Consider the following 13,433-nt stretch of genomic DNA (forward strand, 5'->3'; position numbering starts at 1 on the left):
GGCATGAAATTTCCGCGAGGCCAAAATGATCCACGTTGAAAATGTCAGTAAGACTTTTGTGCTCCACCAGCAAAACGGCGTGCGCCTGCCGGTGCTGCAAAATGCCTCGCTTGAGGTCAGCAAGGGCGAATGTGTGGTGCTGCATGGCCATTCCGGCAGCGGTAAATCCACCCTGCTGCGCTCGCTTTATGCCAACTATCTGCCGGACGAAGGCCACATTCACATCCGCCACAATGGCGAGTGGGTGGATCTGGTGCAGGCCCCGGCACGCAAGGTGCTGGAAGTCCGCCGGTCAACGATCGGCTGGGTGAGCCAGTTTCTGCGGGTGATCCCCAGGATCTCCGCGCTGGACGTGGTGATGCAGCCGCTGCTGGATCTGGGCGTGCAGCGTGAAACCTGCGCCGCCAAAGCCGCAGGCCTGCTGACGCGCCTCAACGTGCCGGAACGCCTGTGGCATCTCGCCCCTTCCACGTTTTCTGGTGGTGAACAGCAGCGCGTGAACATTGCGCGTGGGTTTATCGTCGATTACCCGATTTTACTGCTCGATGAACCTACCGCCTCGCTGGACAGCAAAAACTGTACAGCCGTGGTTGAGCTGATCGAACAGGCCAAAACACGCGGCGCGGCGATCGTGGGGATCTTCCACGATGAAACCGTGCGTTCGCGCGTGGCTGACAGATTGCACCCGATGGGGACCCACGCATGATCGTTAATAACGTAAAGCTGGTGCTGGAAAATGAAGTGGTTGGCGGCTCGATTGAGATCCAGGATGGGGTGATCCGCGCGTTTGCCGAAACCCAAAGCCGCGCGCCTGAAGCGATGGACGGCGAAGGCGGCTGGCTGCTGCCGGGGCTTATCGAACTGCATACCGATAATCTGGACAAATTTTTTACCCCACGGCCAAAAGTCGACTGGCCCGCCCATTCGGCGATGAGCAGTCACGATGCGCTGATGGTGGCCAGCGGGATCACGACCGTACTGGACGCGGTGGCAATTGGTGACGTGCGCGACGGCGGCGATCGCCTTGAGAATCTGGAAAAGATGATCAACGCCGTAGAAGAGACGCAAAAACGCGGCCTCAACCGTGCCGAGCATCGTCTGCATCTGCGCTGCGAGCTGCCGCATCACACCACGCTGCCGCTGTTTGAGAAGCTGGTCGGGCGCGAGCCCGTCACCCTGGTGTCGCTGATGGATCACTCGCCGGGGCAGCGCCAGTTTGCCAATATCGAAAAATATCGCGAGTACTACCAGGGAAAATACTCCCTTACTAATGACGAGATGGCGCGCTACGAGGAAGAGCAACTCGCCCTGGCTGCCCGCTGGTCGCAGCCTAACCGCCTCTCCATCGCGGCCATGTGCCGTGACCGTAATATCGCGCTTGCCAGCCACGACGACGCCACGCATGAGCATGTGGTTGAGTCTCATCAGCTTGGCAGTGTGATCGCCGAATTCCCGACCACATTCGATGCCGCAGAGGCCTCGCGCAGGCACGGCATGAACGTGTTGATGGGCGCGCCAAACATCGTGCGCGGCGGCTCCCACTCCGGCAACGTAGCCGCCAGTAAACTGGCTTCGCTCGGGCTGCTGGATATCCTCTCTTCTGATTACTACCCCGCCAGCCTGCTGGATGCGGCGTTCCGGGTGGCGGATGACGAAAGCAACACATTCACCCTGCCGCAGGCGATCCGTCTGGTGACGAAAAACCCGGCCAACGCGCTGCACCTTCAGGATCGCGGTGTGATTGGTGAAGGTAAACGAGCGGATCTGGTGCTGGCGCATCGTAAGGGCGAGCACATCCATATCGACCATGTATGGCGTCAGGGAAAACGGGTGTTCTGATGGGAAGATTAATCTGGTTAATGGGGCCTTCGGGCTCCGGTAAAGACAGCCTGCTGACGGCGTTACGCCAGCGAGAGCATTCACAACTGCTGGTCGCGCATCGTTACATTACCCGCGCGGCAAACGCCGGAAGTGAGAATCATATCTCGCTGAGCGAGCAGGAGTTTTTTACCCGCGCCGGGAAGAATTTACTGGCGCTGAGCTGGCACGCTAACGGCTTTTACTATGGCGTTGGCGTGGAGATAGATTTGTGGCTTCACGCGGGGTTTGACGTGCTGGTGAACGGTTCACGCGCACATCTGACCCAGGCCAGCGCCAGATACGAATCCGCGCTGCTTCCGGTGTGCTTACAGGTATCGCCAGATATTCTGCGAAACCGGCTGCAAAGCCGTGGGCGTGAAAACGCGCGGGAGATAGACCTGCGGCTGGAGCGTGCGGCACGGTATACCCCTTCGCAATGTCATATCCTCAACAACGATGGAAGTTTGTTACAGTCAGTGAATAATTTCCTCTCACTTATCCGCCAAAAGGAAAAACAACATGCCTGACTGCCAGCTTCGCCCTGCCACGCCTGATGATGCTTCCGCCGTTTATAGCCTGATTTGCGAGCTGAAACAAAGCGAGTTCGATCATCAGGCATTTCACGCCGGGTTTCTCACCAATCTTCAGGACCGCAATATGCACTATCAGCTGGCAGTGCTCGACGGAACAATTATCGGCATGATTGGGCTGCATATGCAGTTTCATCTGCACCACGCCAGATGGATTGGTGAGATCCAGGAGCTGGTGGTGATGCCACAGGCGCGAAGCCTGGGGATAGGCAGCCAGCTGCTGGCGTGGGCGGAAGATTATGCTCGCCACGCGGGTGCCGAGTTAACCGAGTTGTCCACCAGCGTGAAGCGCACCAGTGCGCACCGCTTTTACGTTCGTGAAGGGTATACCCAGAGCCATTTCCGGTTCACTAAACCGCTGTAGAGGTGCGTTATGAGTCTGACGATCACGCTGACGGGAACAGGTGGGGCACAGCTGGTGCCGGTGTTTGGTTGTGACTGCGCGGCCTGTCGCCGGGCACGTTTGCAGGATGAACACCGCCGCCGCCCCTGTAGCGCGGTGGTCAAATTCAATGATGCGGTAACGCTGCTGGACGCGGGGATACCGCACCTGATGGACGACTGGCCGGCAGGTAGCTTCCAGCAGTTTTTACTCACCCACTATCATATGGATCACGTCCAGGGCTTGTTCCCGCTGCGCTGGGGTGTGGGAGCCACCATTCCGGTGTACGGCCCGCCGGATGAAGAAGGATGCGACGATCTTTTCAAACACCCGGGGCTGCTCGATTTTAATCACACCGTGGCACCGTTCGTGGTGTTTGAGCTTCAGGGATTACGGGTTACGCCGCTGCCGCTCAATCACTCAAAACTGACCTTCGGCTATCTGCTGGAAAGCGCGCACAGCCGCGTGGCGTGGCTGTCGGATACCGCCGGGTTGCCGGATAAAACGGTGAAGTTTCTGCTCAACAACCAGCCGCAGGTCATCATCATCGACTGTAGCCACGCGCCGCGTGAAGAGACGCCACGTAATCACAGCGATTTAAACGCAGTGATTGCCCTGAACGAGGTCATTGGCTGCCCGCAGGTGATACTGACGCATATCAGCCACCAGTTTGACGTGTGGATGATGGATAACCCGCTGCCGGAGGGGATTGAAGCGGGGTATGACGGAATGGTTTTGGTGCTGGATTAGGCTTTCTCCCTCTCCCGTGGGAGAGGGTTAAGGTGAGGGCAACAGACCGCACTTATCCGCGATCGTAATCTTCCTCTAACCGCCGCTCATCATCTTCCAGACGACGCCTGTCATCATCAAGCTGGCGCTGACGTTCATCCAGACGGCGACGTCGGTCCTCGAGCTGCCTGCGACGGTCGTCATACTGACGGCTGTCCGTGGAACGACTGGTGTCATAACGATCGTCGTCATCACTGCTGCGATCGCTGCTACTGCTGCTGGGGTTATAGGCGTCATTAATCGCCTTCTGAATGTTGCCAATGGCATCATCAACGATATCGGCATGTGCCAGTTGGCTGGTCAGGGACAGCAAACCCAATAACAAAGCGGTAGAGTAACGTTTCATAAAGCCAGTCTCGCAGGGGGGCTGGCTTTACTGTATTGAACGGCCGGGACATGAGGTAGCGGAGGAATCTCAAATTTTGTAGCTCATGCCGTCACCTTACGTAACGCCTGCGCCAGCTGTACACGGGTAAAAGGTTTGCGTAATAACGCCACGTCCGGCAGCTGTGGGTTATGCGCCGGACGGAGATCCTGACCGCTCATCAGCAACACCGGTAGCTGCGGGAACTGGGTTCGCACCTGGTTAATCACCTCTGCGCCACTTAAGCCACCCGGTAACATTAAGTCACTGATAAACAATCCAATATCTGGCGAAGCATTCAGCATTTTCAGCGCCTGCTCGCCGCTTTCGGCTTCAAGCGTCAGGTAACCTAGCTGGTGAAGTTGCTCGCACAGGGTCTGGCGAACATCACTCTCATCTTCCAGCACCAGCACCAGCCGATCGCTGTCTGCCGTGGTGGTAGCAGCCAGCGTTTCATCCCGGGGAACGGGCGCAAGCGTTGAACGCGGAAGCTGTAGCCGCACCGTGGTTCCCTGCCCTGGCGCGCTTTCTATCTCCACGCGCCCCCCGGACTGGCGCACAAATCCGTAAACCATCGACAGCCCCAGTCCGCTGCCGCTGCCGGTCTGTTTGGTGGTGAAAAACGGCTCGAAGACCTGGGATTTCACCTCCTGCGACATCCCGCTGCCATGATCAATCACCTCCAGTGCCACCATGTCCTGCCTGCGCCCGTCACTGCGGGTGACACGCTGGTTCCAGGTGCGGACCTTAATCACCCCAGTTTGCCCTTCCATGGCATCACGGGCGTTCATCACCAGGTTGATAATGGCGTTTTCCAGCTGGCTGACGTCAATCCACGCAGGCCAGGCCGGGGACTGCGCTTCGATGTCCAGCGTGATGGTGGCAGGCAGCGAGTGGCACATCAGTTCGCCGAGGTTTTCCAGCAGCGGTTTCATCTCTACCGCGTGTGGATTCAGGGACTGTTTGCGGGAAAATGCCAGCAAACGCTGGGTCAGCAGTGCCCCGCGCTCGGCCGCCTTGCGCGCCCGGTTGATGCGCAGCGCATCCGGCGAGGCGGGGTCGGTTAATTCCAGGCTGCCGATAATCACCGCCAGCAGGTTGTTAAAGTCATGCGCCAGCCCGCCCGTCAGCTGCCCGACAGCCTTCATCTTCTGGCTGTGCAGTAGCGCCTCTTCCAGCCCCTGACGCTCTATGCGGTCTATCTCCATCTGCGAGGTTTTTTGTTTCAGCAGCCGGGTAGTGTGCTCAAGCGACGCAGTGTTGCGGGCAAAAACGCTAAACGCGCGCGCCAGCTCACCCAGCTCATCGCGCCGTTGCAGTGCGGGAACCGAGACATCCTGCTCCCCGTGGGCAAGGCGCGACATCGCTCTGGAAATCGCCGTCAGGTTAGTCCCGAGATTGCGGTAGATATACCAGCAGGCGCAGCCGGTGATAATCAGCGCCAGCAGGGCAAACACACTGATAAAGACGCTGATGGAGCGCAGCTCCTGATGGCTCTGGGCAGTACGCAGGGTAGAGGCTTGCGCGACCTGCTCAACGTACTGATTGATGTCGCTGTTTAAAATAGCCACCAGCGCCTTGATATGAAACATATACCAGCTGATAGACAAATCGCTCTCTTCCAGCTGGTTAGATAGCGGGGCGAGCTTGCGCAGTTCGTTGTCAAAGTCGGGCAGCACCATGTTCACCACCGACTGCGTGGCGCTGCGGGGCAAGGTTGCCGTCACCGCATCCAGCTGTTGAACCGTGGCGCGGGGCGAAGGCGTGTCGATGGCGGCGATGATAAGCCGGTCCATTTCCGTAAGCTGCTGCGCATCCGGCACATTGCTGCCGAAGCGGCGGTTAATGTCCTGCAAATGGCGCAGATAACTTTGGCTCTGGTAGAGCGAGCTAAGCAGCGCGTTACGCTCAAGATGTCGGCGCTGCCCACGCTCCAGCATCCCCGTCACGCTCTGCTGTAATTCATTACTCCGGCGAATAATTCGCGCCACCAGCGCTGGCTCCTGCTGGGCCAGTGGCGCATCGGCAAGTTGCTCCAGCGAATGACGCAACGCCATTTGCGTTTGCTTCAGCCTGTCGGCTTCCCCTTTGTATTCCAGCGCCCCCACCACCTGAGAGAGTCGCACCGCCGCCGTGGCCACATTCGCCGTATCGCGCGCAAGGTTCATGCTGCCGGTCATGTCATCCAGCGTTTGCTGCTGCACCTGCTCCTGGATCTGGCTGGCATGACGGAAGCCAAGCACCGCCACCCCGCTGACCATTAACGTCACCGCCACCACCAGCAGATTAAAAATCAGCAGGCGTCCGCGGGCACTGGCGAAGAACGGAGGACGGCGTGATGGCATCTGTTTAGGCTCCTTTGCGGTCTGATGCCCTCACCCTGGCCCTCTCCCACGGGGAGAGGGAAAAGAAAAATGTGACGGCGATTAGCTATTCATAACTATGACAAATATGAACAGCTTCTGACATTTTGCATTTACGAACCTGTGATGAAGTGCGGATATCGACATTTGCAGGAGATCCGCCATGAGCAGAACCCCGGTATTAGAGATGCGCAATATTGCCAAGACGTTTGGCAATTTCCACGCGCTCAAGGGTGTGGATTTGACGGTTTTCCCCGGTGAGATCCACGCGTTAATGGGTGAAAACGGCGCCGGTAAAAGCACACTGATGAAGATCCTCGCCGGGGCTTATACCGCCACCAGCGGCGAGATCCTGATCGACGGCCAGCCGTTCCATATCAAAGGCCCAAAAGATGCGCTGGCCGCAGGCATTACCCTGATTTATCAGGAGATGCAGCTCGCACCCAACCTGACCGTTGCCGAAAACATCTTCCTTGGCAGCGAGCTGTCGCGCGGCGGGCTGGTGCAGCGTAAAGAGATGGCCGCCCAGGCTCAGGCCGTCATTGACCGCCTGGGTGCGCACTTTAAAGCGACTGACCTGGTGATGAGACTCACCATCGCCGAACAGCAGCAGGTGGAGATCGCCCGTGCGCTGCATCGTAAAAGCCGCATTCTGGTGATGGATGAACCCACCGCCGCCCTCTCCTCGCGCGAAACCCATCGTCTGTTTGAGCTGATTTTGCGCCTGCGTGATGAAGGGATGGCGATTATCTATATCAGTCACCGGATGGCGGAAGTGTACGAACTCTCCGACCGCGTCAGCGTTCTGCGCGACGGGCAGTACGTCGGCAGCCTGACGCGCGACAAACTCAACGCCTCTGAGCTGGTCAGGATGATGGTCGGCCGCCCGTTAAGCGATCTGTTCAACAAAGAACGCGACATCCCGCTCGGCAGCCCGCGCCTTAACGTGCACCACCTGACCGACGGCAAAAAAGTGCAGCCCTGTAGCGTGCAGGTCCGTTCCGGCGAAATTGTCGGCCTGGCCGGGTTGGTGGGCGCCGGGCGTTCCGAGCTGGCGCAGCTGATTTTTGGCGTGCGCAAAGCCACAGGCGGGATGATCGAAGTGGACGGCGAACCGGTGGTGATCCACTCCCCGCGCGTCGCCATTGATAACGGCATCGGTTTTCTGACTGAAAACCGCAAGGAGCAAGGGCTGTTCCTGGAGCTGGCAGCGCAAGAGAACATCACCATGGCGACGCTTGAACGCGACGCCACCTTCGGCATGTTGAATCGTAAAAAAGCCCAGTCCATCTCCGATGACGCCATTGCCCTGCTCAATATTCGCGTTCCCCACTCCCAGGTGCGGGCGGGTGGGTTATCCGGTGGAAACCAGCAAAAGCTGCTGATCTCGCGCTGGGTGGCGATAGGCCCGCGCATTCTGATTCTGGATGAGCCAACGCGCGGCGTGGACGTGGGCGCTAAAAGCGAAATCTACCGCATCATGAACCAGATGGCGCGCAAGGGGGTGGCCATTTTGATGATCTCCAGCGAGCTGCCGGAAGTGGTGGGCATGAGTGACCGGGTCTATGTGATGCGCGAAGGCAGCATTGCAGGCGAGCTTCACGGGCACGACATCACCCAGGAAAACATTATGACGCTGGCTACCGGCGTGAACGACTCTCATCATCAGGCGGTGTAATCATGACCAATTCAACCAATCCGCAACAGGTGGCGAAATCCGCCTCCGCCAAAAAAATGCTGATGAGCGATCTGATGCAAACGATCGGTATTTTGCCGATATTAATTCTGATTGTGGCGGTATTTGGCGTTATCGCGCCTAACTTCTTCACCGAAAGTAACCTGCTCAACATTACCCGTCAGGCGTCTATCAACATTGTGCTGGCGGCGGGGATGACTTTCATCATTTTAACCGGCGGGATTGACCTCTCCGTGGGGTCGATTCTGGGCACCACGGCGGTGGCGGCCATGGTGGTGTCGCTTATCCCTGAATTCGCGATGCTGTCGATTCCGGCGGCGCTGATGCTGGGTATGGTGCTGGGGTTATTCAACGGTGCGCTGGTGGCCTTTGCCGGGCTACCGCCGTTTATCGTTACTCTAGGAACCTACACGGCCCTGCGCGGCGCAGCCTATCTGCTGGCAGACGGTACAACGGTTATCAACTCGAACATCAACTTCGAGTGGATCGGTAATAACTATCTCGGCCCCGTGCCGTGGCTGGTGGTGATCGCGCTGGCCGTCATCGCAATTTGCTGGTTCATCCTGCGCCGGACCACACTGGGCGTTCATATCTATGCAGTGGGCGGCAATATGCAGGCGGCACGCTTAACCGGTATCAAGGTGTGGATGGTGCTGCTGTTTGTGTATGGCATGAGCGGGCTGCTTTCGGGCTTAGGCGGGGTGATGAGCGCATCGCGACTCTACAGCGCCAACGGCAACTTAGGCATGGGCTATGAGCTGGACGCGATTGCCGCGGTGATCCTCGGCGGCACCAGTTTTGTCGGCGGGATCGGTACGATCACCGGCACGCTGGTGGGCGCATTGATCATCGCGACGCTTAACAACGGCATGACGCTGATGGGCGTCTCCTATTTCTGGCAACTGGTGATCAAAGGGGCGGTGATCATCATTGCGGTGCTGATCGACAAATACCGTACCCGACACCATCAAAGTGCATAACAACAAAACCCTACGAGTGAGGAATACAGCATGAGATTGAAGCCCTTAGTGACCGCGCTCTGTGCTGGCGCACTGCTTGCCGCAGCTCCATTTGCGCAGGCAAAAGACCTGAAATCCATCGGCGTAACGGTGGGTGACCTGGCTAACCCGTTCTTCGTGCAGATAACCAAAGGTGCCGAGCTGGAAGCGCGCAAACTGGCAGGTGATAACGTGAAAGTGACGCTGGTTTCCAGCGGTTACGATCTGGGTCAGCAGGTGGCGCAGATTGATAACTTTATCGCTGCAAAAGTCGACATGATCATCCTCAACGCGGCGGATTCTAAAGGGATCGGCCCGGCGGTAAAACGCGCGAAAGATGCCGGGATCGTCGTGGTGGCGGTTGACGTGGCGGCGGAAGGGGCAGATGCAACGATCACCTCCGATAACACCCAGGCGGGGGAAATGGCCTGTAAGTACATCACCGATCGCCTCAAAGGCAAAGGCAATGTGGTTATCATCAACGGACCACCGGTTTCTGCGGTACAAAACCGTGTGGAAGGCTGCCAGACCGAGTTTAAGCGCCACCCGGATATCAAAGTGCTGTCAGACAACCAGAACGCCAAAGGCAGCCGTGAAGGCGGGCTGGAGGTAATGACTTCCCTGCTGGCCGCCAATCCGAAGATCGACGGCGTGTTCGCGATTAACGATCCTACGGCGATCGGGGCCGATCTGGCAGCGAAACAGGCGCAACGCAGTGAGTTCTTTATCGTCGGCGTGGACGGCTCGCCAGATGGTGAAGAGGCGCTGAAACGGGAAAATTCCCTGTTTGTGGCGACCCCGGCACAAGATCCACAGGTGATGGCGGCAAAAGCGGTAGAAATCGGCTATGACATTCTACAGGGCAAACCTGCGCCGAAAGAGCCTGTGCTGATCCCGGTGACGATGATCGATAAAAAGAACGTCGGTACGTATAAGGGATGGACAGTTAAGTAACGGTTGTGCGGCCTGATGCCCTCACCCTAACCCTCTCCCACCGGGAGAGGGAACTGTTTTCAAGGAGTCCTCATGAAACGCTCCGAAATCAACGAAATCCTCGGCCATACGCGGCAGTTCTTTTCCATGCACGATGTTCACCTGCCACCCTTTGCCAGCTTCCCGCCAACGCAATGGCAACAGCTCGACCAGGGCGCATGGCGTGAAGTGTTCGACCTCAAGCTCGGCTGGGATGTAACCGCGTTTGGCGGTAACAACTTTGCCGCTCAGGGGTTAACGCTGTTTACGCTGCGCAACGGCTCCCCCAACGGCGTGCCGTATGAAAAATGCTATGCCGAAAAAATCATGCACGTACGCGACGGCCAGGTTACACCCATGCATTTTCACTGGCGTAAACGCGAGGACATCATTAATCGCGGCGGTGGCAATCTGATTATTGAGTTATGGAACGCCGGCGCGCATGAAGAAACGGAAAACACCGACGTTACCGTGACAATCGATGGCTGCCTTCAGACCCACGCACCCGGCAGCCAGCTGCGCCTGGCACCAGGGGAGAGCATCTGCCTGACGCCCGGCCTGTACCACAGTTTCTGGGGCGAGCGCGGCTTTGGTGATGTGCTGGTCGGCGAAGTGTCGTCGGTCAATGACGATGAACACGACAATCACTTTTTACAGCCAGTCGCCCGCTACAACAATATCGAAGAAGACGAACCGGCAGTGCTGGTGCTGTGCAACGAATACAACCTGTTTCGGATTTAAGGAGTGAATGATGCCATTAATTTCTCTTGCCGACGGTCTTGAGCACGCCAGGGAACACCATTACGCGCTGGGTGCGTTTAACGTTCTCGACTCCCACTTCCTGCGCGCGCTGTTTGCCGCAGCAAAACAGGAGCGGTCGCCTTTTATCATCAACATCGCGGAAGTGCATTTTAAATATGTGTCTTTGGATTCGCTTGTTGAAGCGGTCAAATTCGAGGCCGCCAGACACGATATCCCCGTGGTGCTTAACCTCGATCACGGGCTGCATTATGAGGCAGTAGTGCGTGCGCTGCGCTTAGGATTCAGCTCGGTGATGTTCGATGGCTCCACGCTGAGCTACGAAGAAAACATCCGCCAGACCCGGGAAGTGGTGAAGATGTGTCATGCGGTGGGGGTCTCCGTTGAAGCGGAGCTGGGTGCCGTGGGGGGCGATGAAGGCGGAGCTTTGTATGGCCATGCGGATGAAGCCTTCTTTACCGATCCGCACCTGGCGCGCGAATTTGTCGATTTGACCGGCATCGACGCGCTGGCGGTGGCTATTGGCAATGCGCACGGCAAATACAAAGGCGAGCCCAAACTCGATTTTCCCCGTCTGGATGCCATTCGCCAGCAAACCGGTCTGCCGCTGGTATTGCACGGCGGCTCTGGCATTAGCGATGCCGACTTCCGCCGCGCCATCGAACTGGGGATCCACAAAATCAATTTCTATACCGGCATGTCGCAGGCAGCACTGGCGTCGGTGGAACACCGGATGTCGCACCGTCAGCCGCTGTATGACGAGTTTGCCGAGCTGCTGCTGGGCATTGAAGAGGCGATAACCGACACGGTGGCCGAACAGATGCGCATCTTCGGCAGCGCGGGGCAGGCATAATGGAACGCAAAGGGATCATCGCCGCAGGTAATATGCTGGTGGATCATGTTCACCAGATAGTGCAATGGCCGGAGCGCGGCTGGCTGGCGGAAATCACCCACAGCGAGCGCTCAACCGGCGGCGCGCCGCTGAACGTTCTACTGACGCTGGCGAAAATGCATGTCGGCCTGCCTTTACAGGCGGTGGGGTTGATTGGCGAAGATGGCGACGGGGATTATATTCTGGCGATGCTCGACCAGTATCATGTCAACCGCCAGCGCGTACAACGCACCACTTTTGCCCCCACCTCGATGTCGCAGGTGATGACCGACCCCAGCGGGCAGCGCACCTTCTTTCACTCGCCAGGGGCAAACCGTCTGTTGGATCTCCCCGCTTTCGACCGGCTTGATGGCACGATGAAAATCTTCCATCTGGGGTATCTGCTGCTGCTCGATAGCCTGGATATGCCGGACGATGAATTTGGCACGCGCAGCGCACGCCTGCTGGCACAGATGCGCGACCAGGGATATGAAACCTCGCTCGATCTCGTCTCCCGTAAGGGCGACCCGCGCTATCAGCCGCTGGTGCTCCCTGCCCTGCGCCATCTCGACTATCTGGTGATTAACGAACTTGAAGCCGGCGAGTTTAGTGGCCTGGAGATGCGCGACAGCAACGATGCCCCGGATATCGCCCACATCGCCGAAGCGGCTGCGCAATTACTGGCGGCTGGCGTCAGGCAGCGCGTGGTGATCCACTGCCCGGAAGGCGCCTGGGGAGAAGTACCGGGTGAAGCGGGTCGCTGGATCCCGTCATGGATGCTGGAACAAGAGGAGATTATTGGCAGCGTGGGTGCAGGCGATGCGTTTTGCGCGGGCTTTTTATACGGCTGCCATGAATCACTGCCGCTGGCTGAGAGTATTTATCTGGCCCACGCCTGCGCGCGGGCAAGCCTGATGGCCGCCAACGCCATTGATGGCGCAAAGACGCTGACAGAGTTGCAGGTGTTTATTAAAGAGAACCGTTAAGCGGCTTTTTCGTTGTGAGAAACATCGGTGGCAAAGACATAGCCCAGCCCGCGAATGGTTTTAATCAGCGCAGGCTGGTGCGGGTTGGCCTCGATTTTGCGCCGCAGACGCATAATCAACACATCGATAGTGCGGTCAAACACCTCGGCACTTTCGCTGTGGGTAAGCTCAAGAAGTTGTTCGCGGCTCAGTACCCGGCGGGCGTTTTGCGTCAGCGCCAGCAGCAGACCATACTCACCCTGCGTTAACGACACGGTATTGCGCTGCGGATCGCTCAGCTCACAACGGGTGGTATCCAGCGTCCAGCCATTAAAGGCAATCCCCGGCGCGCGCGGGGCGGCGGCTTCGGTTGCCAACACGCCAGTACGGCGCAGCACGGCTTTAACGCGCGCAACCACCACACGTGGATTAAACGGCTTACCGATGTAATCGTCAGCGCCCATCTCCAGGCCAACCACGACATCGGATTCACTGCCAAGCCCCGTCAGCATGATGACGGGTAGCTCCGGGCGCAATTTCTGTAGCTGCAATAACACCTGCAAGCCGTTGATATCCGGCAACATCATATCCAGCAATACCAGCGCAATGTTGGGTTCAAGCTGCGCCAGGCTCAGGGCGTCCTGGCCGTTATGACAAACCAACACCGTAAAGACGTGCTCGTTAAGCACGTCCTGTAGCAGTTCGCACACTGCGGTATCGTCATCAACCACCAGAATCGCCGGTTTCATCGCATCATCCATCAGAGGTGTAGAGTTAAGTCTGATCCATTCTGCAATCGGCTCCAGCCAAATCTATTTTTTCGT

14 protein-coding genes are annotated in these 13,433 nt (G+C 57.8%); 11 read left to right on the forward strand and 3 right to left on the reverse strand.

Going from position 1 to position 13,433, the window contains the following annotated elements:
* Nucleotides 1-25 precede the first annotated feature (25 nt).
* Genes phnL through phnP form a run of 5 tightly spaced genes read left to right on the forward strand, consistent with a single transcriptional unit; the run spans nt 26 to nt 3,582 of the window.
* Complete coding sequence (gene phnL, locus ACS603_RS15880; RefSeq protein ID WP_474944553.1) at nt 26-706, forward strand: phosphonate C-P lyase system protein PhnL; 681 nt, start codon at nt 26-28, stop codon at nt 704-706.
* Nucleotides 703-1,839, forward strand: coding sequence for an alpha-D-ribose 1-methylphosphonate 5-triphosphate diphosphatase (phnM, locus tag ACS603_RS15885; protein WP_182063329.1), 1,137 nt, complete (start codon nt 703-705; stop codon nt 1,837-1,839). The genes phnL and phnM overlap by 4 nt, the downstream gene beginning before the upstream one ends.
* A complete protein-coding gene (gene phnN, locus ACS603_RS15890) occupies nt 1,836-2,387 on the forward strand; it encodes a ribose 1,5-bisphosphokinase (protein ID WP_315688676.1) in 552 nt (183 codons plus the stop codon). Before phnM ends, phnN begins: the two co-directional genes overlap by 4 nt.
* On the forward strand, nt 2,380-2,814 hold the full coding sequence (gene phnO, locus ACS603_RS15895; RefSeq protein WP_315687606.1) for an aminoalkylphosphonate N-acetyltransferase: 435 nt from the start codon (nt 2,380-2,382) through the stop codon (nt 2,812-2,814). The genes phnN and phnO overlap by 8 nt, the downstream gene beginning before the upstream one ends.
* Nucleotides 2,815-2,823: 9 nt before the next feature.
* The gene (phnP, locus tag ACS603_RS15900; RefSeq protein ID WP_182063327.1) at nt 2,824-3,582 is read left to right on the forward strand and encodes a phosphonate metabolism protein PhnP; all 759 of its coding nucleotides are present in this window, start codon (nt 2,824-2,826) and stop codon (nt 3,580-3,582) included.
* Nucleotides 3,583-3,634: 52 nt separating this feature from the next.
* Here phnP and yjdP read toward each other — a convergent pair whose 3' ends face one another.
* Both yjdP and ACS603_RS15910 read right to left on the reverse strand, forming a co-directional pair.
* Nucleotides 3,635-3,967 (reverse strand): DDRRRQL repeat protein YjdP, encoded by a 333-nt coding sequence (gene yjdP / locus ACS603_RS15905; protein ID WP_182063326.1) that lies wholly within the window; start codon nt 3,965-3,967, stop codon nt 3,635-3,637.
* A gap of 83 nt (nt 3,968-4,050) precedes the next feature.
* A complete protein-coding gene (locus ACS603_RS15910) occupies nt 4,051-6,330 on the reverse strand; it encodes an ATP-binding protein (RefSeq protein ID WP_315687604.1) in 2,280 nt (759 codons plus the stop codon).
* Between the two features lie 181 nt (nt 6,331-6,511).
* Between ACS603_RS15910 and ACS603_RS15915 the strand changes: the two genes are divergently transcribed.
* The 6 genes from ACS603_RS15915 to ACS603_RS15940 all read left to right on the forward strand — a co-directional run bounded on the left by ACS603_RS15915 (nt 6,512) and on the right by ACS603_RS15940 (nt 12,630).
* Nucleotides 6,512-8,026, forward strand: a complete 1,515-nt coding sequence (locus ACS603_RS15915) for a sugar ABC transporter ATP-binding protein (protein ID WP_182063324.1) — start codon at nt 6,512-6,514, stop codon at nt 8,024-8,026.
* Between the two features lie 2 nt (nt 8,027-8,028).
* Nucleotides 8,029-9,024 carry an ABC transporter permease subunit gene (locus ACS603_RS15920; protein ID WP_474944554.1) on the forward strand — a complete coding sequence of 332 codons (996 nt, stop codon included), beginning with the start codon at nt 8,029-8,031 and terminating at the stop codon, nt 9,022-9,024.
* 30 nt (nt 9,025-9,054) lie between these two features.
* Nucleotides 9,055-9,996: an ABC transporter substrate-binding protein gene (locus ACS603_RS15925; protein WP_166718280.1), complete on the forward strand. Its 942-nt coding sequence runs from the start codon at nt 9,055-9,057 to the stop codon at nt 9,994-9,996.
* Between the two features lie 72 nt (nt 9,997-10,068).
* Complete coding sequence (locus tag ACS603_RS15930; RefSeq protein ID WP_259833976.1) at nt 10,069-10,755, forward strand: D-lyxose/D-mannose isomerase; 687 nt, start codon at nt 10,069-10,071, stop codon at nt 10,753-10,755.
* A 10-nt stretch (nt 10,756-10,765) separates the two neighbouring features.
* Nucleotides 10,766-11,626 (forward strand): ketose 1,6-bisphosphate aldolase, encoded by an 861-nt coding sequence (locus tag ACS603_RS15935; protein ID WP_182063513.1) that lies wholly within the window; start codon nt 10,766-10,768, stop codon nt 11,624-11,626.
* Nucleotides 11,623-12,630 carry a carbohydrate kinase family protein gene (locus ACS603_RS15940; protein WP_182063512.1) on the forward strand — a complete coding sequence of 336 codons (1,008 nt, stop codon included), beginning with the start codon at nt 11,623-11,625 and terminating at the stop codon, nt 12,628-12,630. Before ACS603_RS15935 ends, ACS603_RS15940 begins: the two co-directional genes overlap by 4 nt.
* On the opposite strand, the gene ACS603_RS15945 is transcribed toward ACS603_RS15940, so the two are convergent.
* Complete coding sequence (locus ACS603_RS15945) at nt 12,627-13,358, reverse strand: response regulator (RefSeq protein ID WP_182063321.1); 732 nt, start codon at nt 13,356-13,358, stop codon at nt 12,627-12,629. The genes ACS603_RS15940 and ACS603_RS15945 overlap by 4 nt on opposite strands.
* Nucleotides 13,359-13,433 lie beyond the last annotated feature (75 nt).

This window comes from Enterobacter sp. Li2LvB3 (assembly GCF_056156645.1).

Bases quoted from the DNA above. Each gene is read 5' to 3' on its own strand.
- ACS603_RS15915 (WP_182063324.1), top strand. From the start codon at position 6,512: ATGAGCAGAACCCCGGTATTAGAGATGCGCAATATTGCCAAGACGTTT.
- phnP (WP_182063327.1), top strand. From the start codon at position 2,824: ATGAGTCTGACGATCACGCTGACGGGAACAGGTGGGGCACAGCTGGTG.
- ACS603_RS15945 (WP_182063321.1), bottom strand. From the start codon at position 13,358: ATGAAACCGGCGATTCTGGTGGTTGATGACGATACCGCAGTGTGCGAA.
- phnL (WP_474944553.1), top strand. From the start codon at position 26: ATGATCCACGTTGAAAATGTCAGTAAGACTTTTGTGCTCCACCAGCAA.
- ACS603_RS15935 (WP_182063513.1), top strand. From the start codon at position 10,766: ATGCCATTAATTTCTCTTGCCGACGGTCTTGAGCACGCCAGGGAACAC.
- ACS603_RS15920 (WP_474944554.1), top strand. From the start codon at position 8,029: ATGACCAATTCAACCAATCCGCAACAGGTGGCGAAATCCGCCTCCGCC.
- yjdP (WP_182063326.1), bottom strand. From the start codon at position 3,967: ATGAAACGTTACTCTACCGCTTTGTTATTGGGTTTGCTGTCCCTGACC.
- phnM (WP_182063329.1), top strand. From the start codon at position 703: ATGATCGTTAATAACGTAAAGCTGGTGCTGGAAAATGAAGTGGTTGGC.
- ACS603_RS15930 (WP_259833976.1), top strand. From the start codon at position 10,069: ATGAAACGCTCCGAAATCAACGAAATCCTCGGCCATACGCGGCAGTTC.
- ACS603_RS15925 (WP_166718280.1), top strand. From the start codon at position 9,055: ATGAGATTGAAGCCCTTAGTGACCGCGCTCTGTGCTGGCGCACTGCTT.
- ACS603_RS15910 (WP_315687604.1), bottom strand. From the start codon at position 6,330: ATGCCATCACGCCGTCCTCCGTTCTTCGCCAGTGCCCGCGGACGCCTG.
- phnO (WP_315687606.1), top strand. From the start codon at position 2,380: ATGCCTGACTGCCAGCTTCGCCCTGCCACGCCTGATGATGCTTCCGCC.